The organism is Rufibacter tibetensis (assembly GCF_001310085.1).
Classification (GTDB): Bacteria; Bacteroidota; Bacteroidia; order Cytophagales; family Hymenobacteraceae; genus Nibribacter; species Nibribacter tibetensis.
Genome location: NZ_CP012643.1, coordinates 942,254 through 962,858, shown reverse-complemented (window position 1 = coordinate 962,858; position 20,605 = coordinate 942,254). Strand labels below are relative to the sequence as shown.

The window sequence follows — 20,605 nt, the reverse complement described above, 5'->3', positions numbered from 1 at the left end:
GGTATGTACAATGTTACAGAAAAACAGCGAATGATGCCTGTTAAACCGTAACAGTTTCCTGCGAACCTAACTGTTGTTAGGCAAATTTAGGCTTTTTTGCTTATTCCTCAACCCGGCGGCGTAAACTTTGCCTGATTAGGTCCAGAACTTGCAGGGCTGTGTACTCAATATTCAGCAGGCGGGTCTTGTTATAGTTGATCTTACGGGCAATGGTTTGATGGGCATCGGCGTAAGCAATCCAGATGGTGCCTACTGGTTTTTCAGGGGTACCACCGTCCGGACCGGCAATGCCGCTGGTAGAAATGCCAATGTCGGTTTTAAGGAGTTGGCGCACGCCTTGGGCCATGGCCTTGACGGTTTCTTCGCTTACGGCCCCATGGGTTTCTAGCGTCTGGGCAGGTACGCCTAACTGCGCTTTCTTAACCTCGTTGCTATACGCCACCACGCTTCCCATAAAGTAAGCCGAACTTCCGGGTACACTGGTAAGTTTGTGCGCCACTAAGCCGCCAGTGCAGCTTTCGGCAGTGGCAATAGAAAGGTTTTGATCTTTCAACATTTGGCCAATGGCTTCTTCCAGGGAGACTTCGCCGTAGGCAAAAATGTTGTCTGGCAAGAGGGCTGATAGTTTATCCACCTGCTCCTGCAACTGGGTTTCCAGGTCTAGCCCCTCTTGGGAGAAACCTGTTAAGCGAAGGCGAACGCCAGCTAAGAAAGGTAAATACGCCAACTTCAGGTTAGGTGGCAGGTTGTCTTCCCAATCTGCAATTTTCTCGGCCAGGAAAGATTCCCCAATGCCAACCGTCTGCACTACTTTATGGATAATCTTTGGAAGTGCAAAATGCTGCTTTAAGTAGGGAATTACCGTGTCGGTGACCATGCGTTTCATTTCAAAGGGTACGCCGGGCATAGACACAATGACCGTTTCCTGCTCATAAAACAACATGCCTGATGCGGTGCCAAGTACGTTCCGGATGGGCGTGCAGGACGCTGGTAAAAACGCCTGCTGTCGGTTTACCTCCAGCATAGGGCGGTTATATTTTCTGAAGATTTCCTCCACGTCATCAAGAGAAGGTTGGTGCAGTTGCAGTTCAGTGTTGAAGTAGCGGGTGAGGGTGTGTTTGGTGAGGTCGTCTTTGGTAGGTCCCAGGCCGCCGGTGATCAGGATGACATCGGCACGGGAGATGGCTTGGTTCAGGGCTTCCGTAATGGCATCAGGGTTGTCTGAGATGCTGGTGATCTGCTTTACCCTAATGCCTATTTTTCCTAATTCCTGGCCTAACCAGGCAGAGTTGGTGTCAATCACCTGACCGTACAGCAGCTCATCACCAATGGTCATGATTTCTGCCGATATTTCCTTTTTCATTTATTTGGCTTGATTTATGCGTGTGCCCTCTTGACCATCGTAGATCAAAAGTAATAAACATGTACGCACGTATAAAGAAACTAGTCTCTCCGGCATTTGTTTTAGGCAGCTTCCTTTTAGTTGGAGTGACTTCCTGCACTACCGCCCAGATAGAGCAAACCTTGGGTGCCGTGGCGCAGCAAACCGGACAAGTAGGGCAAACTGGAGCCCTTACCCAATCTGAAGTGGCCTCTGGGTTAAAGCAAGCGCTTTCGCAGGGCATCAACAAAGGCGCCACCCAAGCTTCGCAAACAGATGGTTTTTATAAGAACAGCCTGATCAGGATTCCTTTCCCGCCAGACGTGCAGCGCGTGGAAAATACCCTTCGGTCGGTTGGCTTAGGTTCTGAAGTAGATAAATTCATTCTTACTTTGAACCGGGGGGCCGAGGACGCTGCTAAAAGCGCTGCTCCTATCTTCCTGAACGCCATCAAGCAATTAACCTTCAGCGATGTCTGGAACATTCTGCGTGGTGAGCGTGATGCGGCAACGCAGTACCTGAAACGCACTACCACCAGCCAATTGACCTCTGCGTTCAGCCCTATCATGCGGCAGTCGCTTGACAAGGTAAATGCCACCAGATATTACGCTGACCTGGTAAACCGATACAACCAGATTCCGCTGGTGAAGAAGGCTGATCCAAATCTGGAGTCTTATGCCACCCAGAAAGCCATTGATGGTCTTTTTACCTTGGTAGCCCAGGAAGAAGCTAACATTCGGGAAAACCCAATTGCCCGCACCACAGAACTTCTTAAGCGCGTATTCGGGTCTAGGTAAGCATTGGACTAAATAGATAAAGAAGGGTAGCTGCACTTGATGTGGCTACCCTTTTTGCTTTGGCATTCCCAAAGAAGGCAATAACACATATGACCTATAAATTTTGTTATTCCAAGAAGTGAATCTTGGTTGGAGTAGAGTTTAGCTCATGTTTTCTGAAAATAGGGCAAAAACATGTAAACTTTTAAAACCATTGCGGGGTAAAAGGCAGGGAGTTCATATTTCCCTCAAGTTCCATGACTTATTCAAAACTGCCGTACCACCGGCTGGAGAACAAAGCTGATTTAGATATTCTGCTGGACGATATTGGAGACGCCCGTATTGTGATGTTGGGGGAGGCCTCCCACGGCACCTCTGAATACTACTCCTGGCGCACTGCCATCTCTAAGCGCCTCATAGAAGAGAAAGGCTTCATCTTCATAGCCGTGGAGGGTGATTGGCCAGATTGCTACCAGATTAATAAGTTCATACGGGGCTATTGCAAACCGGGCACCAAGGTATCTGATATCCTGAAGCACTTCAACCGCTGGCCTACCTGGATGTGGGGCAACTGGGAAGTAGCAGCCTTGGTAGAATGGCTTAAAGAAAACAATGACCGTCCTAACACAAACAAAATAGGTTTCTATGGCTTAGACGTGTACAGCCTCTGGGATTCGCTGCAGCACATCATGAAATACCTTGAGAAAAAGGATGGTCATGCAGTGAAAGCAGCCAAGGAAGCGTTCAAATGCTTTGAACCGTACAGCTCAGATCCGCAGGAATACGCCCGCGCCGTAGCTTACGTCTCTGAAGACTGCGAAGAGGAGGTGATCTCTATGCTGCAGGAATTAGGCAAGCGGGAAAGAGAAGAGCCAGGCAACCCCGAAGCTGTTTTTGACGCTGAGCAAAACGCCTTAGTGGCAGTAAACGCTGAGCGTTACTACAAAGCCATGATAAAAGGGGGTGGCAGTTCCTGGAACGTGCGTGATGGGCACATGATGGAAACCCTGAATCGCTTATTGGAATTCCACGGCCCAAATTCCAAAGCCATTATTTGGGAGCACAATACCCACATAGGGGATGCCCGCTTCACCGACATGGCCCGGGCCGGTATGGTGAACATAGGGCAATTAGCCCGTGAACAATACGGAAGAGAGAATGTGTATCTGGCCGGATTCGGCTCCTATGAAGGTTCTGTCATTGCCAGCGATTCCTGGGGTGCGCCCATGAAAAAGATGGAAGTCCCACCCGCTCGTAAAGGTTCCTGGGAAGACTGGCTCCACAATCTGGGTGGTACTGATAAACTCCTGCTCTCCCGTGAACTCCGGGAAGTTGAGGAAGCAAGACAGCAGATCGCTCATCGGGCTATTGGAGTAGTGTATGACCCTAATCGGGAGAAATACGGCAATTACGTGCCCACCATCATCCCAGAACGGTATGATGCCTTCCTGTACTTAGATGAAACAGAAGCGCTTAGGCCGTTTATTGTCAAGACAAAAGAGAAAGAGCCACCAGAAATGTATCCGGCAAACGAGTAAACAATACTACTTGTTAGCTGTTCTGTAAACGTATCTGCGCCATCTTACTACATATATGGGAAAGCCACCTTCAGGGGTGGCTTTTTTCAGTTTGAGCGTTTTGGGAGTGTTTTAGGAAATCAGGCTGAAAAGCTCCGCTGGTTAATAAGGGGCAATCATTTTTGCCAGACTTATCCTCTTTTCCGCTCTGGAGCTTTGTGATGGAATTCATTGATAGGCAACTGCTCGTCGCAAAAGCTGTACTCATGCGGAACGTTAGAGCCGATGATGACCAAGCGGTTTTGTCGGTTTCTTTCCAGGTGCTCCAGGTACCAGGCTACACCTGCTTGATCCAGGTTAGTAGTAGGTTCATCTAGCAGCAGGAGAGGGGATTCTGAATAAAGAGCCAAGCCAAGTTTTAAACGTTGGCGCATGCCTGAGGAGAAATCCCTTACCAGTTTGTGCTTGGCAGCTTGTAATTGCAGAAGATCAGGAAGTTGTTGGGGAGTGATACCGCGTAGAGTTTTGAAGCGGGTATGAAACTGGATCATTTCCTCCAGCGTGAACTCCTCCAGCAAGTCCTGGTATGGAGCAGCCAAGGAGAGGGAGCGGTAGAGTTCATCAACGGGAACATCTTTTCCATTTAAGGAGTAGGAAATGGAGCCTTCTGAGGGAAGTTGAAAACCGCTGAGAATAGAAAGCAAAGTGGATTTCCCGGATCCATTGTGCCCCAAGATGGCGTACGCCTTTCCTGAGACAAATTCATAGGACAGATTCCGGAAAATCCACTCGTAATTAAAGCGCTTGCCTAAAGAGGAAAGCTTAATCCGCATCTCGTTGATACCCTTTGATAATGCCCCGACCCGAATTGCGCACAAAATTCACAATTTCATCGCGTTCTGAGCTAGGCGCTAAGTCAATCTCAATTTTCTCTACCGCAGAGGCCGTATTCAGGCCACTCATGAACAAAATGCGATAGATTTGCTGAATATCGGTAATCTGCTCGTTGGAGAACCCTCTGCGGCGTAAGCCGATGGAGTTAACGCCAGCGTAAGACAAAGGCTCACGGGCCGCCTTGATGAACGGAGGCACGTCTTTGCGCACCAGTGAACCACCCGATACCATGGCATGCGCCCCGATGCTTACAAACTGGTGCACAGCAGAGGTGCCTCCAATAAACACGTGGTCATGTACCACAATGTGGCCGGCTAACTGCACACCATTCGCCACAATCACGTTGTTGCCAATAATGCAATCATGGGCCACGTGCACGTACGCCATGATGAGGCAGTTTGAACCAATAGCCGTGGTGTTTTTATCTAAAGCCGTGCCCCGGTTCAAGGTCACGCACTCTCTGATAATGGTATTGTCACCGATGGATACTGTAGACGGCTCGCCTTTGTACTTCAGGTCCTGAGGCGGAGCAGAGATCACCGCACCCGGAAAAATCTGGCAATTTTTTCCAATGCGGGCACCTTCCATGATGGTTACGTTGGGGCCAATCCAGGTACCTTCGCCTATCTCCACGTTTTTAGAGATGGTAGTAAAAGGTTCTACCACTACGTTGGTGGCGATTTTGGCTTCTGGGTGGATGTAAGCTAATGGCTGATTCATGCGTCTTTTCTTACGATACTTGCTAACATCTCGGCCTCCATCACCAATTGTCCGGCTACATACGCCTGACCCTGCATTCTGGCTATGCCACGTTTAATGGGCGCCAACAGTTCGCATTTAAAAATAATGGTGTCACCGGGCACTACTTTACGGCGGAAACGGCATTTGTCCACGCCCATAAAGTACGTCCAGTAATTTTCAGGATCGGGCACGGTGCTTAACACGTATATTCCACCAGTTTGGGCCATAGCCTCAATCAGGATCACACCCGGCATAACGGGATTACCCGGAAAATGCCCCTGAAAGAACGACTCATTCATGGTCACGTTCTTCACACCCGTCACGGTAGTTTCATCCAGGTGGATGATCTTATCAATCAGTAGGAAGGGGTAGCGGTGCGGTAAGGTCTGCGCGATGCGATTGATGTCCATCACCGGCGATTTCTTAGGATCATACACCGGCACGTTCTTCACCGATGTCTCCTTGATGTATTTCTTAATCTTCTTGGCAAATGCCACGTTAGACGCGTGCCCTGGACGAGCTGCCAGAATCTGACCTTTTAACGGACGGCCTACCAATGCTAAGTCTCCAATCAAATCAAGGAGTTTATGGCGGGCAGGTTCATTTTTGTAGCGCAGGTCTACATTATTAAGAATTCCTTCCTTCTTCACGGCCACTTTAGGCTTCTTCAGAAGGTCAGACAAATAATCTAATTCATTGTCTTCCACCACACGGTCTACCACCACAATGGCGTTGCTCAAGTCACCACCTTTAATCAGGTTTTGCTTGTAGAGCATTTCAATTTCGTGCAGGAAGCAGAAGGTGCGGCAAGAAGCAATCTCATCTTTAAACTGCCGCAAATCTGTTAAGGAGGCGTGCTGAGAACCCAAAACCGGTGAATGGTAATCTACCATCACGGTCACGCGGTAATCATCCAAGGGAAGAATCGCGATCTCGGTCTCGCGGGAACCGTCCCGGAACATAATTTCTTCCGGAACTTCAAAGAAGTTACGCAGGGCGTTTTGTTCTTCCAGACCCACTTCTAACAGCGGTCTTACAAAAAGAATAGAGGAACCGTCCATGATGGGAGGCTCAGGACCGTCAATCTGAATGAGAACGTTGTCTATCTCTAACCCAACCAAGGCAGCCAATACGTGTTCCACGGTGTTCACGCGGGCGCCGTTCTGTTCAATGGTCGTTCCGCGGGAGAGGTCCACCACATTGTCTACATCGGCGTCTACAATAGGCTGTTCAGGCAAATCAATGCGTTGAAATTTATACCCGTGGTTGATGGGAGCAGGCATGAAGGTCATGTTTGACACCACTCCCGTATGCAATCCAATCCCAGATACCGTCACCGGTGCCTTTATGGTATGCTGTTTATCGTTCATGAAGCACTAAATAGGTAAAGAGGGGCTAAAGTTAAAGCTTTTCTCTGAGTTCGTCTACCTGTTTCTGCAACTCGGGTAGTTTCCGGAAAACAGCCATGGCCCTCAGGTTTTGTTTATAGTCGAAAGCCGGTGCTCCTTGTACAAAAGTTCCTTCTTCTTTGATGTTTTTAGAAATGCCTGATTTAGCACCTACAATGGTTTTATCTGCAATGCTCACGTGGCCTACCACGCCTACCTGACCAGCAATGGTGCAGTAATTACCCACTTTGGAAGATCCCGCAAATGCCGTCTGGGCAGCTATCACCGTGTGGCGACCAATCTCCACATTATGGGCTACCTGCACCAGGTTATCAATCTTGGTTCCGGTTCTGATGATGGTAGAACCCATAGTAGCGCAGTCAACCGTGGTATTGGCGCCAATACGTACATTGTCTTCCAAGACTACATTGCCTGTTTGTGGAATAGCCTTGTAGGACCCGTCTTTCTGCGGTGCGAAGCCAAATCCATCACTGCCAATCACGGCTCCGGCATGGATGGTACAAGAGTTCCCAATTACACAGTCGGCGTAAACCTTAGCCCCGGCAAATAGAACAGTATTATCGCCTATGGTCACGTTATCACCAATGTACACCTGGGGGTAAATGTGCACGCCACTTCCAATCTTACAGTTTTTGCCGATATAAGAGAAAGCACCCCTATAATGCCTGTTCCCGATGGTAGAGTTTTCGCCTATGAAACAGGGCTCCTCCACGCCCTGCCGGGCAGCGGCCACCGCCTGTTGGTAGACTTCCAGCAAGGTAGAAAAGGAGGAATACGGGTCTTCCACCCGAATAAGGTTCGCGGAAATGGGTTGCTTGATTCCCAGAGTTTTAGATACGATGACTGCGGTAGCCCCTGTGGTATAGAGGTAGTGCTCGTACTTTGCGTTAGACAGAAAAGAAAGGGCACCGGATGTGCCTTCTTCAATTTTCGCGAGTCTGTTTACCTTGGCGTTACCGTCTCCCTCCACCTGACCCTGGAGTAAATCAGCAATCTGTTGTACCGTGAATTCCATAAGGCAAAGTTAAGGAAACAATTTTTAACCGGTGATATCTCACCCGCAAGGACTTACCCACACTGCAGTAAACCATTCAGTATAAATACGATATCCTTGAGCGGTCTGAATAGTTTGAGTTGAAAACAGTTTTAAAGCTATTTTCTGAAAAGTACCCTTTAAACATAACTCTCGATAAAGATTATCCCGCTTGAAAAGAGTAACGAACAAAGATCGATTTTGGCGTTTATGCCTTGTTTTATAAAAAATGGGCAATTTGTAGCAGGTGAAGGAAAATTGGGTATCTACCTTTTTCAAAAGAACCGAAGGGTTCAAAGAGCTCAATTCTCTTTTTGAGGTTTTAATAATATAAGGCTAATAACGTGGGAGGTTCTTGACGGATCTAAAAAAGACCTCCCTGAATTTTGTAAAAAAGCCTATATTGCATATGATTTTAAAGGTGGGGTTGGTATTTGATGCTTATCTTCAACCTAAACTGGCTTATCAAAATTAGCTTTAAGGTGGAAGTCATATTTGGAGGAAAAAAGCCTTTGCCTTCCAGAGGAAAGAGGGGTTTGAGGAGGGTGAATGTCTCCTTCAGAGAAGTTTAAAGTAGATAGATGCGCTTACTTGTCAATATTGTTGTTGTCTTTTTTGCCTTGATGGCAAACATAACCCAGGTGTTTGGGAATTCAGGAGAACAGCGTCGTTTTCTGCGCATAGATGTCAACAACGGGCTTTCACACAACCAGGTCAACAGTTTCCTGAAAGACAGCAAAGGGTACATTTGGATAGGTACTTCTTCTGGCCTTAACCGGTTTGATGGCTACGGAGTGAAAGTCTTCCGGCATAACTCCCGAAACACTGCCTCTCTCAGGGATAACAACATCAGTAAGCTTTTTGAAGACCCCGAAGGGAACATTTGGGTCACCTCGCAGAAAGGACTCACGGTTTACAAGCCCAAAGAAGATCGGTTTGACCGAGATTATGAGCCCCTGCTGAAACAGTATTCCCTTCCGCAGGCGCCGGTTGAAAACATCCAGCAAGACAAATACGGCAATTACTGGTTTCTGCAAACCGGACAAGGCCTAACCAGGTTCAACCCTAAAACGAAGGTGTCTACTCCGGTAAAAGGAACTGCTACCGGTGCAAGCCAAGCCGTTTCAAATCCCATAAACGCCATTTCCTTTACTCAGGAAGGAGACCTGTGGCTGTTGCACGCCAATGGGGTGCTGGAAAAGCTTAACGCCAAAACCTTGAAGGTGGAGGCGCAGGAAAAGGGACTGCAGAATATTTTTAAAGGACAGGCAATGGGATACGGAATGACCATTGACCAGAACGGAGACCTGTGGGTTTATTCGTCTTATGAAAGCATTGGGGCTTTCCTGTATCGTCCAGCCACTAAAACTTTCCAGCAACTTCATGAGAATGCGCCTACGTTGCGGTTGAACACCAACCTGGTGCGGGGCATCGTGGAAAACGAAGACGGCACCATCTGGCTGGCCACCGACCACGGCGGCATCAACATCGTGAACAAGAGAGACCTTTCGGTGCAATTTGTTCAAAACGGCCCTGAAATAGAAAACAGTCTTTCGCATAATAGCTTAATCTCCATCTACAAAGATCGGGAAGGGATCATCTGGTTAGGTACCTACAAAAAAGGCGTCAACTACTACCACAAGAACCTGCTTCGGTTTCAGCACCACCAAAACCAGTTGCTGGTAAAAGGGAGTTTACCCTATGATGACATTAACCGGTTTGTGGAAGACGCAAAGGGAAATCTCTGGATGGGCACTAATGGGGGCGGTTTGCTTTATTGGAACCGAAGCACCGGCCAGTACACCCGCTATCAGCATAACTCAAAAGACCCGAACAGCCTCAGCAACAACGTAGTAGTAAGTCTGCTTCTGGATAAAGATCAGAATCTCTGGATAGGAACTTACCTGGGCGGCCTCAACAAGTTTGATGGAAAGAAGTTTACCCGCTACAAGCACAATGCACAGGATACCTATAGTTTAGGCCATGACAATGTGTGGGAGCTCTTCCAAGACAGTCAAAATCGGCTCTGGATAGGTACCATGCGGGGTGGTTTGCAGCGGTTGGAACCCAGCACGGGCAAATTCCTTTCCTATGGCCGCTCTGCTACTAAACCAGGGTTAGAGGGACTGTATGTAGCAGCCATCGCCGAAGATGCGAAAGGTAATCTTTGGACTGGGGGGGACATTGGGGTAGAGGTGCTTAATCTGGCTTCTGGAAAGCTGTTACAATTCAAAAATGACCCTCAAAACCCCAAAAGCCTGAGCAGTAACTCAGTGCTGAGTATTTTCCGGGACAGCCGGCAGAAAATGTGGGTAGGGACTAATGAGGGCCTGAACCTCTTTGATCCCAGAACCAACTCCTTTAGGCTCTTCACCAAAGAGAATGGCCTGTCAGATAACATCATTCTGAACATTCTGGAAGACAAACAGCATAATCTCTGGATCAGTACCCCTAACGGCATTTCAAAACTGGAGATGACAGGAAGGCAAGCCCATGAGATTTCCTTTGTAACGCGCAATTTTGATGAATCTGACGGGTTGCAAGGCAAAGTCTTTAATGAAAATGCGGCTTACCTGACCAGAAAAGGCGAAGTGGTGTTTGCCGGCCCCAATGGGTTCAACATTTTCCAGCCAGGTGAATTAACCAGCAATAAAGTGGTGCCGGCTATTGTCTTTACAGATTTCCAGCTATTCAGCAGAAGCCTGAAAGTAGGTGAGGAGGTAGGCGGCAGCGTGATCTTGCCTAGAGCGCTGGCGGATACAAAGCAGATTTCGCTCCAGCATGACCAAAACATGTTCACCGTGGAGTTTGCGGCACTCAACTTTTTCCATTCAGAGAAAAACAAGTACCAGTACAAACTGGAAGGCTTTGACAAGGAGTGGCACACCACAGATGGAGGTAACCGCCGCATCACCTACACCAACTTAGATCCTGGTAAATACCAACTGGTGGTTAAAGCCTCCAACAATGACGGAGTCTGGAACAAAGAGGGCATCAGCCTAGATATTGAAGTGCAGGTGCCCTTTTGGCGGTCAGATGTAGCGTATGTCACTTATTTCGTGCTGGCCTTTTTGATTTTGGTGCTGATCCGTCGTGTTGAGAAACAAAAGGCAAACCAGAAATTTGAGCTGGAGCGGGAGCGCCGCGAGGTGAAACACATGCGGGAATTGCACCTCATGAAAATCAAATTCTTTACCAACATCAGCCATGAATTCCGGACGCCACTTACCCTTATTTTGGCTCCCTTGGAAAGATTGCTGGCCACCACGCAGGATGCGGAACAAACCAAGCAGTTCCAGATGATCAACCGTAATGCCAAACGCCTGCTGCATCTGGTAAATCAATTGCTAGATTTCAGGAAGCTGGAGGTAGAGGAAGTGGCGTTCGCTCCTTCGCACGGCAACATTGTCAAGTTTATCAAGGAAGCTGTGTATGCTTTTTCAGATTTGTCGGAGAAAAACCATGTTAATCTGTCCTTTGAAACCAGCATCAAAGAGCTGCATGCCTCCTTTGACATGGACAAGCTGGGCAAGATTCTGTTCAACCTGCTTTCTAACGCTTTTAAATTTACTCCTGAGAACGGGGACATCAAGGTAGAAGTGAACTGTCACGAGAATGACTCAAACTCCCAAGGGCTATACCTGCTAGAAATCAAAGTCTCTGATACGGGCATTGGAATCTCTAAAGAAAATCAGGAAAAGATTTTTGATCGGTTCTTCCGGGAAGACGTGCCAGATAACCTGGTGAACCAAGGCAGCGGCATTGGGTTGTCTATTACCCGCGAGTTCGTGAAAATCCATGGGGGCTTGATTCAGGTGCAGAGTGAGTTGGGCAAAGGAAGCTGTTTCATTGTCACCTTGCCTATAAAGGTAAGCGGCTCTATCACGCAGGAGTCTGGCATATTTGAAGTAGAGGAAGAAACAGTTTCGGTAGTTCCTGCTTTAGAGACTACAATACAGGCTTCTTCTGCAGCTCCTGACCACAAATTAGTAGTGTTACTAGTAGAAGACAGTGAAGATTTCAGAACCTACCTGAAGGATAGCTTGAGTTCACATTTTACGGTACTGGAGGCTAAAAACGGGAAAGAAGGCTGGCAAAAGGCACTTTCTGCAATGCCAGACCTTATTGTAAGTGACCTGATGATGCCGGAGTTGAATGGCATTGACTTCTGCAAGAAAATCAAGTCAGATGCCCGTACCTCGCACATTCCGTTCATTCTGCTCACCGCCCAAACCGCGGAGGAACAGAAGCTGAAAGGTCTGGGTATTGGTGCAAACGACTACATTACCAAGCCTTTTAATTTTGAATTGCTGCTTTCCCGTATGTCAAACCTCATTGCACAGTGTCAGCTCCTGCAAAAGGCCTACGGCAAGAAAATCAGCGTGCAAACCAGCTCCATTGACATTGTCTCCCTAGATGATAAACTCATTCAAAAAGCTATTAAGGTAGTAGAAGACAACATTGACTGTCCTGAATTCTCAGTAGAGTTTATGAGCCGCGAATTGGGCATGAGTAGGGTTTACCTGTACAAGCGCATTGTGGCGCTCACGGGCCAGTCCCCAGTAGAGTTCATCCGGAAAATCAGGTTAGAGCGGGCAGCCCAGCTTCTGGAGAAAAGTCAGTTAACGGTAGCCGAGGTGGCATATGCCGTTGGGTTCAACAACCCAAGATATTTCTCTAAATACTTCAAAGAAGCGTACCACATGCTGCCTTCGGTTTACGCCGAGAGCAAACAGTCCCAGCCCACCGCTTAAGTATTTGACCTAATTATTTTGAAAGCAGCAGCCGTTACGGGCTGCTGCTTTCTTGTTTTAGGGCCGACTAGCTGCAGGCTTTGGAAGGCTTTTTCTTCTTAACAGAGGCAGTGGATTTCTTGCCCATTTTCTGAAAAACAATTTCAAATCAGCAATACATATCTAGTCCTCTAGTAGTCTGATTTTTCTATCTGTGGCTATCCTCTTCCTTTTAAGACCTGCTTTTGTGAAAAGGGGCGGGAAACAGAGACTTGCTGAGGTGAGGGAAAGGCTTGTTAACATTTTGTAAAATAAAACCCGCTTTTACGTACTGAAAATGCGGTTTTTTCATTTGTTAACCGATGCAACATAGATAGGAAACATTTGATACATATGCCCTCCTCAGGTCCTACCTACCTTCATGCTGTTAATTTTCCTCCTAAAGTTGACCTTCTGAAATAGGTACTACTCTAAACAAGGAAAAATCAAAATTCACTTTTACTATCTAACAAATGAAGCTTAGAAACACGCTTTGTTTAGCGCTCATCGGGACGCTGTTTTCCTTTAAGCAGCCTGCAATAAAGAACTACCAGAAACTGGAAGACGGTGTATTGGTGCGGTTGGAAAAACCAGCTAACGGCCAACCCAAGATTGTGAAGGTTCGGGTAGTGGGGGACAATATCATCCAGGTATCGGCTACGCCAGTGGAGAAGTTCTCTGAGGAAGCCAGCCTCATGGTGCTGGAAGACAAAACCAAGAAAACCGATTGGCAATATCAGGAGAAAGGCAAAACTTTAGTTTTAAACACCAAAGCCCTTCGGGTGGAAGTAGGTGCTGAGAACGGGGCGGTTACTTTCTTTGATAAAAGCGGGAAAGTGTTGCTGCAGGAAAACAATGCAGGAAAGCAGGCCTTCGCGCCGGTTACCTTTGGTACTACTCAAAGCTACCAATTAAAGAAAGCATTCAATGTAGACAAAGATGAGGCATTCTATGGTTTGGGCCAGCACCAGGCCGGCCTGATGAATTACAGAGGCTGGCAGGTAGACCTTACCCAATACAACTCGGTTGCGGTGGTGCCTTTCCTGGTGTCCAGCAAAAACTACGGCATCCTGTGGGATAACAACTCTATCACCAAATTTGGCGATGTGCGCCCGTATCAGCAGCTTTCCAAACTGAAACTTTACGGCAAAGACCAGAAGGCCGGCGGCCTTACCGCTACCTATGCTTTTGATAAAAAGACCGGGAAAGCACCTATTGTGCGTCAGGAGTCTGAGATCAGCTATGAGTTCCTGGAAGACCAAAACAAATACCCTACTGGCTACTCCTTAGAAGGAGGCTTGATGACCTGGGAAGGCTTCATTGAAAGCGACGCAACCGGTGACCACCGGTTCGAGATGCCTTCTTCCGGGTACGTGAAGGTATGGATTGACAACAAACTGCTGCTGGACCGCTGGCGCGAAGCCTGGAACCCGGGCATGTCGGTGTTCAAGGCGCCTCTGCAGAAAGGAAAGAAGCACTCCTTTAAAATGGAGTGGAACCCAGATGGCAATGTGTCTTACCTGGCGCTTCGGTTCTTGACCCCACAACCTGCCCAAGACCTGAATACCGTTGCCTTCTCTTCTGAGGCTGGTGATAAAATGGACTACTACTTTGTGCACGGCAAAAACATGGACGAAGTGGTGAGTGGTTACCGTGAACTGACCGGTAAGGCGCAGGTAATGCCTAAGTGGGCCATGGGCTTCTGGCAGAGCCGCGAGCGTTACAAAACGCAGCAGGAACTACTGGAAGTGGTAAAGGAATTCCGCAAGCGCCAGATTCCGTTAGATAACATTGTGCAGGACTGGTCTTACTGGAAAGAAGACCAGTGGGGAAGCCAAGAGTTTGACGGGACCCGGTTCCCAGACCCAAAAGGCATGATCAACGAGGTGCACGCCAACAATGCCAAGATCATGATCTCCACCTGGCCTAAGTTCTATGAAGGCATTGACGCTTACAAGAAGTTTGACCAGAAAGGCCTGTTATATAAAACCAGCATTAATGAGCAAATCAGAGACTGGATTGGCAAAGGCTACGTGTCTACGTTCTATGACGCCTTTAACCCCGAGGGCCGCAAGATGTTTTGGGACCTGATTAGCGAAAAGCTCTACAAAATGGGCATTGACGCCTGGTGGCAAGATGCCTCTGAGCCAGACATCCTTTCCAACTCGTCTATTGCGCACCGCAAGGCCTTGATGAACCCTACGTATTTAGGACCTGCCGATAAGTACTTCAACGCCTACGTGCTGCAGCACAACAAAGGCATCTATGAAGGACAGCGCGGTACCAACCCCAATGACCGGGTGTTCATCTTGACCCGTTCGGCCTTTGGAGGGTTGCAGCGCTACGGAGCCGCCACCTGGAGCGGAGACATTGCGTCTACATTTGAGGAAATGGGCCGCCAGATTCCGGCCGGTCTGAACTTCTCCTTGTCTGGCTTGCCTTACTGGACAACGGATATTGGAGGTTTCTTCGTGGAAAACAAGTATGACCGTGGCACTATGACGCCTGAGGTACAGGAAGAATGGCGCGAGCTGAACACCCGCTGGTACCAGTACGGCACTTTCACGCCCTTGTATCGTGCGCATGGCCAGTTTCCGTTCCGGGAGGTGTACAACATTGCGCCTGAAAACCACAAGGCATACCAAGCTATTGTGTACTACAACAAGCTGCGCTACCGCCTGATGCCGTACATCTACTCGCTTACCGGGCAGGTGTATCACAAGAACGGCACCATCATGCGTCCGCTGGTGATGGACTTCGGCACTGATAAAAACGTGCTGAACATTGGTGATCAGTTCATGTTTGGGCCTAGCTTGTTGGTGAACCCAGTGTATGAAGCCAAGGCTACCAGCCGTAAACTGTATCTGCCTGCCAATACCGGTTGGTACAGCCTCTATGACGGTTCTTACCAGAAAGGTGGTCAGCAGATCACGGCCGCAGCCCCTTATGAGCGCATGCCGCTGTTCGTGAAAGAAGGCTCTATTCTGCCATTCGGACCAGAATTGCAATACACGACTGAAAAGCCAGCCGAGACCATCACCTTGTATGTGTACGGAGGCAAAGATGCTTCTTTTGAGTTGTACGAAGACGAAAACACAAACTACAACTACGAGCAAGGCAAGTTCGCTACCATTCCCATCACCTATAATGAGGCCTCCAAAACCCTTACTGTGGGCAAACGCCAGGGCGAATTCAATGGCATGTTGCTGAAGCGCACCTTCAACGTGGTGTTTGTGCAGCCGGGCAAAGCCAAAGCCCTAGCTTTTGATGCCAAGCCAGACGCTACCATTGCCTATTCGGGCAGTGCCTCCTCGGTGAAACTGAAATAATCCCCTTACCTGATCCTATAATCAATCTATTCACGTCATTTTATTACCTATGAGAAAATACCTACTGCTTACATGGCTGCTCTGTTTATGCGGGGTAGCCTTCGCCCAACAAACCGTCAGGGGAAGGGTCACCTCCCAGGAAGGTGGCGATGCCATCATTGGGGCCACTATTAGTGTTAAAGGCAATGCTTCCCTGGCTACTGGTACAGACGTGGAGGGAAACTTTCAGCTGAACCTCCCCACCGGCAATGAGACGCTGGTCATCACCTACATTGGATATGTAACCCAAGAGGTAGCCGTGAATGGCAGATCGCAAGTGAACGTGGTCCTGAAAACCGATGCCAAAGCCTTGGAAGAGGTAGTGGTGATTGGCTATGGCGTACAGCAGAAAAAACTGGTGACCGGCGCTACTGTGCAGGTGAAAGGCGATGACCTGCAGCGGCAAAGCACCACCAACGCCTTGCAAGCCTTGCAGGGGCAAACCCCAGGGGTGCAGATCGCTTCTTCTTCCGGGCAGCCGGGCGAGGGAATGCGCGTAGTAATCAGGGGCTTAGGAACCATTGCCAATGCCAGCCCACTGTACGTAGTGGACGGAGTAATCACGGGTGATATCAATTACCTGAACCCGGCAGACATTGAATCCATTGACGTGTTGAAAGATGCGGCTTCGGCGGCTATTTATGGGTCGCAGGCAGCTAACGGGGTTGTGCTCGTGACTACCAAGCAAGGGAAAACAGATCAACCGGCCCAAATCACCTTTGATACTTATTATGGTGTGCAGAACGTGGCCAGAAAGGCGCGTCTGTTGGATGCCCGCGAATATGCCGGTATCATGAACGAGGCCGCCGTGAACTCCGGCAAAGCCCCATATTTCAACAACGAGCAGTTGAATACATTGCCCGTCAACACAGACTGGATGGACGAAATGTTTGTGAAAGACGCGGTGACCCAAAACTACTCGTTAGGGGTTTCCGGCGGAACACAGATGTCTACGTTCTCTACCTCACTGGCGTACACTGGTACCGAAGGAGTAGTAGGCGGAAAAAGCCTTTCCAATTATGAGCGCTACAACTTCCGGATCAATTCTGAGCACAAGCTGTTGAAAGACGTGTTGCGGTTTGGCCAGCATTTGACCTTCGCGTACGTGAACAACAACGGCATTGGCGTGGGCAACCAGTACAACAACACTCTGCGCGGCGCCTTCAACACCAGCCCGTTTGTACCTATGTATGATGCAGAGGGAAATTTCTGGAATAACGATGGCAAAGCTGCCCCTGTTTGGTATTCCGGAGAGGCCAACCCTTACGCCCAAATGGTGTACGGCAACCAGAACAGACGCAACAACCAACGCCTGTTGGGAGATGTATACATGGTGGTGGAGCCTATCAAGAACCTGCGGTTCCGAACCAGCCTAGGCGTAGATTATTACGCAAATGAAAGCCGTTCTTATACCCCAATCTACACCTTATCAGCTTTCTCGTTCAGCAATTTTACCCAGGTAAACCAGTCCATGGGCAAAGGCAGAACCCTCATGTTTGACAACACCTTAAGCTATGGCTTTAACATAGGGGCAAACCATAACCTGGAAGTAATGGCGGGTTCATCGGCTTTCCAGTTCCTGGGTTCAGGCATTAACGGCAGTAACCGTAACCTGAACATTGGCGACATCCGGTATGCCTGGTTGTCTAATGCCACTAACACCGAAGGAGCTCCTAACATGACCGTGGGCGGTGGCCCAACCGACGAAGACAAGCGCATGTCGTACTTCGGGCGGGTGAGCTACAACTTCAAAGAGACGTATTTGTTAAATGCCACGTTCCGGGCCGACGGCACTTCTCGTTTCCTGAACCGTTGGGGCTATTTCCCATCTGTTTCGGCGGGTTGGGTCTTGACCAATGAGGAGTTCATGTCTAGCACGGCAGATTGGATGTCTTTCCTGAAACTGAGAGCCAGCTGGGGACAAGTGGGGAACCTGAACGGTGGTTTCTTCCAGTACCTGGCACCAGTTCAAATTAGAAACACCAACTATATCTTCGGACCTACTGAAGGTATGCTGACACCGGGTTCTTACAGCAGCCGGTTAGGAAACCCAGACCTTCATTGGGAAACTTCAGAACAAACCAACGTAGGGTTTGATGCTCGTTTCCTGAACGGAAAAGTAGATTTCAACTTTGACTACTACATCAAAACCAGCAAAGACTGGTTGATCGTAGCGCCTATTCTGGCCACCGCCGGCGCTGAGGCTCCTTTCATCAACGGAGGTAATGTAAGAAACAGCGGGGTAGAAGTAGCACTGGCGTACAACAGCAGCATTGGTGCCTTCAACTACAGGGTAGGCGTAAACGGAGCTTACAACAAAAACAGAGTAGGAGAAATCCCAAGCGCTGACGGTATCATCCACGGAGCCACAAACCAATTGTTTGACAACGCTCCCGAGTTCTACCGCGCTCAGAACGGCTTTCCTATCGGATATTTCTACGGCTACAAAACAGCCGGTATCTTCCAGTCCGAAGCAGAGGTGGCCGCTTACCGTTCTGCTGAAAACGGCCTGATTCAGCCAAATGCGCAGCCGGGTGACGTACGCTATGTAGACGTGAACGGCGATGGCATAATCACTGAACTAGACAAGACCAACATCGGGAACCCGAACCCGGAGTACACCTTCGGCCTTACCTTCTCTGGTGACTACAAAGGCTTTGACTTCTCTTTCCTGGCCTCCGGGGTAGCCGGAAACCAGATTGTGCAGTCGTACCGGAACCACGCCAACCCGCTGGCCAACTACACGGCCCGTATCCTGGACCGTTGGCACGGACCGGGTTCCTCTAACACCATGCCTAGAGTAACCGAAGATGCGCGTAACTGGACCAACTTCTCTGACCTGTACGTTCAGGACGGTGACTTCTTGAGAATCAGCAACGTTACCATTGGGTACAACCTGGGGCAGCTGATGAAGCAAAGCAGCCGCGCGCGTCAGTTCCGCGTTTTTGCCTCCGTCCTGAATCTCTACACCTTCACCAAATATGACGGCATGGACCCAGAAATTGGCTACACCGACGGCTTTGCCCAAGGAGTAGACGTGGGCTACTACCCACGCCCTAGAACCATGATGGTAGGCGCTAACCTGAGATTTTAACTTTTAGCCTTGAAAAACATGAGACATATAAAAACATTCGCCTTAGCAGTGGGCCTTCTTTCACTGGGCTCCTGCCAGGATTTCTTAGATACAGAACCCATCACCACCCAAACCGAAAGCAATTCTTACCGAACCCCAGAGGATGCCTTCAAGTCATTGGTAGGTTGCTATGACGGGTTGCAGCGGATTTGGGCAGATGGTATCAGTTTACCGGTGGCCGCCGAGGTGTTATCAGACAACGCTTTTGGAGGTACCGGCAACGGTGACGGTTTCGGGTACCAGGCGCTGGATGAGTTTGACATGGCTCGATCTCCTGCAGACCGGAACCTGTTTGAAGCCAACTGGCGGGCGTACTATGCGGCTGTTTACCGGTGCAACATGCTTCTTAGCAAACTGGAGGGCATAGAGTGGGGCACCCAAACGGCCCTTAAGAATACCTACGCAGCCGAAGCCCGTTACATTCGCGCATACCTGTATTTTGACATGGTACGCCTTTGGGGCAACATTCCTTTGTTAACCGAGCCTTCTGCCGAGAATGTAGCCCAAGCCAACCCAGATGAGGTATACAAAGTAATTGCGCAGGACCTGAAGTTTGCCGCGGCCAATTTACCCAGCACTTCTTACACTGCTCAAAACCCAGCCACGTATGGCCGGGTGACCAAGTGGGCTGCTCAAGCATTGACCGGGCGGGTTTTCCTGTATTACACCGGCTACTATGGCAAAGCAGATCTGGTGGGCGAAGTTACCAAAGCACAAGCCCTAGCAGCGGTAGAAGATGTGATATCAAACGGAGGGTTCGATTTAGTAGAAGACTACGCCAACCTCTGGCCAGCGGCCTCAGTGGCCAACTACGCCGGAGAGGATAACAAAGAAACCGTGTTCGCCATCAAGTACTCATACACCAGTAACTATAACGGTAACGCCGACGGAAACCATTGGATGGTCATGACCGGCATCCGCGAGCAGGCCAGCTACCCCTACGGCAATGGCTGGGGCGGGGCTACCGTAAACCCGAAATTGTGGAATGCTTTCTCGGCGAATGACACCCGTCGATTTGGGTCTATTATTTCCATCGCCGATGAAAAGATCGACTTCAAAAACAAAGGCAAGCAGCGGGAATATACCGGCTATTACGGGAAAAAGTACAGCCCTATGGTAGATGAGAAAGGCAACAGCCTACCGGTAAACTTAGGCGGTACCAACTTTATGATCGGGCAGTACCAGGACTACGTTTCCATCCGGTTCGCTGATGTGCTGCTGATGGCCGCTGAACTGGGTAGCCCGAACGCACAAACTTACTTTGACAGAGTACGCCGGAGAGCCTACAAAGACAAATTCACACCGTTGGCGGTTTCTCAGGCCAATATCATGAACGAACGTCGCTTGGAATTTGCCGGTGAGGGCATCCGGTACTATGATCTGCTTCGCCAGGGCATTAACGTGGCGGCGGCGGCTATTGCCGAGACCACCACGGTAGAGAACGGCGGAACGGCGGCAGCTAAGACCATTGCCGCTGATAAAATCATCAAGACCAAAGGCCTGCAGCAGATTCCTTACAACCAGATCACGCTTTCTAACGGAATGCTTAAGCAAAATGCCGGTTGGTAATCAGTGTTAAAA

Annotated in this window: 11 protein-coding genes; 6 read left to right on the top strand and 5 right to left on the bottom strand. The window is 49.1% G+C overall.

The window, feature by feature from the left end; genetic code table 11:
• Positions 1–100: 100 nt before the first annotated feature.
• Positions 101–1,363, bottom strand: coding sequence for a competence/damage-inducible protein A (locus DC20_RS03680; RefSeq protein WP_062542599.1), 1,263 nt, complete (start codon positions 1,361–1,363; stop codon positions 101–103).
• A gap of 59 nt (positions 1,364–1,422) precedes the next feature.
• Between DC20_RS03680 and DC20_RS03675 the strand changes: the two genes are divergently transcribed.
• A complete protein-coding gene (locus DC20_RS03675) occupies positions 1,423–2,178 on the top strand; it encodes a DUF4197 domain-containing protein (protein ID WP_062542598.1) in 756 nt (251 codons plus the stop codon).
• 236 nt (positions 2,179–2,414) lie between these two features.
• A complete protein-coding gene (locus tag DC20_RS03670) occupies positions 2,415–3,695 on the top strand; it encodes an erythromycin esterase family protein (protein ID WP_062542597.1) in 1,281 nt (426 codons plus the stop codon).
• Positions 3,696–3,865: 170 nt separating this feature from the next.
• Here DC20_RS03670 and DC20_RS03665 read toward each other — a convergent pair whose 3' ends face one another.
• From DC20_RS03665 to lpxD, 4 genes are read right to left on the bottom strand one after another with little or no spacing between them, the layout of a single operon-like run.
• The gene (locus DC20_RS03665) at positions 3,866–4,507 is read right to left on the bottom strand and encodes an ABC transporter ATP-binding protein (RefSeq protein ID WP_062542596.1); all 642 of its coding nucleotides are present in this window, start codon (positions 4,505–4,507) and stop codon (positions 3,866–3,868) included.
• Positions 4,497–5,288, bottom strand: a complete 792-nt coding sequence (gene lpxA / locus DC20_RS03660) for an acyl-ACP--UDP-N-acetylglucosamine O-acyltransferase (RefSeq protein WP_062542595.1) — start codon at positions 5,286–5,288, stop codon at positions 4,497–4,499. The genes DC20_RS03665 and lpxA overlap by 11 nt, the downstream gene beginning before the upstream one ends.
• The gene (locus DC20_RS03655; protein WP_062542594.1) at positions 5,285–6,679 is read right to left on the bottom strand and encodes a bifunctional UDP-3-O-[3-hydroxymyristoyl] N-acetylglucosamine deacetylase/3-hydroxyacyl-ACP dehydratase; all 1,395 of its coding nucleotides are present in this window, start codon (positions 6,677–6,679) and stop codon (positions 5,285–5,287) included. The genes lpxA and DC20_RS03655 overlap by 4 nt, the downstream gene beginning before the upstream one ends.
• A gap of 31 nt (positions 6,680–6,710) precedes the next feature.
• Positions 6,711–7,733: a UDP-3-O-(3-hydroxymyristoyl)glucosamine N-acyltransferase gene (gene lpxD / locus DC20_RS03650; RefSeq protein WP_062542593.1), complete on the bottom strand. Its 1,023-nt coding sequence runs from the start codon at positions 7,731–7,733 to the stop codon at positions 6,711–6,713.
• Between the two features lie 641 nt (positions 7,734–8,374).
• Here lpxD and DC20_RS03645 point away from each other — a divergent pair.
• The 4 genes from DC20_RS03645 (at position 8,375) to DC20_RS03630 (ending at position 20,593) form a co-directional block, all read left to right on the top strand.
• Complete coding sequence (locus tag DC20_RS03645) at positions 8,375–12,505, top strand: hybrid sensor histidine kinase/response regulator transcription factor (RefSeq protein WP_245652294.1); 4,131 nt, start codon at positions 8,375–8,377, stop codon at positions 12,503–12,505.
• Between the two features lie 491 nt (positions 12,506–12,996).
• Positions 12,997–15,852, top strand: coding sequence for a TIM-barrel domain-containing protein (locus DC20_RS03640; RefSeq protein ID WP_062542591.1), 2,856 nt, complete (start codon positions 12,997–12,999; stop codon positions 15,850–15,852).
• A 49-nt stretch (positions 15,853–15,901) separates the two neighbouring features.
• Positions 15,902–18,985: a SusC/RagA family TonB-linked outer membrane protein gene (locus DC20_RS03635; RefSeq protein WP_062542590.1), complete on the top strand. Its 3,084-nt coding sequence runs from the start codon at positions 15,902–15,904 to the stop codon at positions 18,983–18,985.
• Positions 18,986–19,003: 18 nt separating this feature from the next.
• On the top strand, positions 19,004–20,593 hold the full coding sequence (locus DC20_RS03630) for a RagB/SusD family nutrient uptake outer membrane protein (protein ID WP_062542589.1): 1,590 nt from the start codon (positions 19,004–19,006) through the stop codon (positions 20,591–20,593).
• Positions 20,594–20,605 lie beyond the last annotated feature (12 nt).